The following is a 1,138-nucleotide window of genomic DNA, read 5'->3' on the forward strand; positions in this document are numbered from 1 at the left end:
GTAAGCGCCCCATACTGAACGTGGCGTAAGGATTATTTTACAGAGGAGAGATTCCAGGGCAGCAGTTCATGTACCCGGTTTGAAGGCCTGTCGTTGATCTTGCTTATCACCTCACGCAGCCAGCCTTCCGGCTCCACGCCGTTCAGCTTGCAGGTGCCAAGCAGACTGTAGATGATCGCCGCAGCATCACCGCCATTATCAGAGCCGAAGAACAGATAATTTTTTCTGCCAACTGCCACTGAGCGCAACGCGTTTTCACCGATGTTATTGTCGATCTCCACCTGACCGTTGCGGCAGTATTCGTTCAGGGCATCCCATTGTTTCAGCATGTACGTGAACGCCTTCGCCATCTCAGCGTGAACCGACAGCGTTTTCATCTGCTCCAGGACCCAGTCGTGTAACGATCGCATCAGCGGGACCGTCCGGCTCTTTCTGGCAGCCAGCCGCCCGGCAGACGAGAGTCCACGGATTTCGGCTTCGATAACGTATAACGCAGCTATACGTTTCAGCGCTTCACCCGTCATCGCTGTTGGCCGCCGCACATGCTCGTCATGGATTTTCCTTCTGGCATGCGCCATGCACGCCGCTTCCCTGATGTGCCCGGACTCATACAACGCGTCGTATCCGCCATATGCATCGGCCTGAAGCACACCGTTGTACCCGGCGAGGTGCCGCTGTGGGTGTTCGCCCTTACGGTCCGCTGAGTAAGAGAACCAGACTGCCGGTGGTTCTCTCACCCCGGCGTTGCGGTCATCCCGGACGTAGACCCACAGCCGGCCGGTTCGCGTTTTACCACTCCCGGGCTCCAGCACCCTGACCGGCGTGTCATCGGTATGCACCTTGCCAGCCTGAAGGACGTACTGGTTGAGCGCCTCATACAGCGGACGAAGCCGGTTTCCCATCATCGCGACCCAGCGCACCATCGTGTTACGACTCAGTGTCAGTCCATGACGGGCGTAGATTTCAGACTGTCGATACAGCGGTGTATGCTCCACATATTTTCCGACCAGGATACGGGCCAGCAGGCTGCTGCCCACACGACTGCCTTCTACTGGTTTGGCCGGGAGTGGCGCCTGCACGATGACGTCGCACCGGCTGCACGCCAGTTTTGGACGGACCGTTTCGATGACTTTAAAGG

Annotated in this window: 1 protein-coding gene; it reads right to left on the reverse strand. The window is 57.8% G+C overall.

Annotated features, from left to right (window positions below; translation table 11 throughout):
* Positions 1 to 32: 32 nt before the first annotated feature.
* Positions 33 to 1,138 (reverse strand): IS66 family transposase (gene tnpC, locus B9Y90_RS26260; RefSeq protein ID WP_085543195.1); only part of this gene is annotated, 1,106 nt, incomplete at its 5' end.

This window comes from Cedecea sp. NFIX57 (assembly GCF_900177785.1).
Lineage (GTDB): Bacteria > Pseudomonadota > Gammaproteobacteria > Enterobacterales > Enterobacteriaceae > Cedecea > Cedecea neteri_C.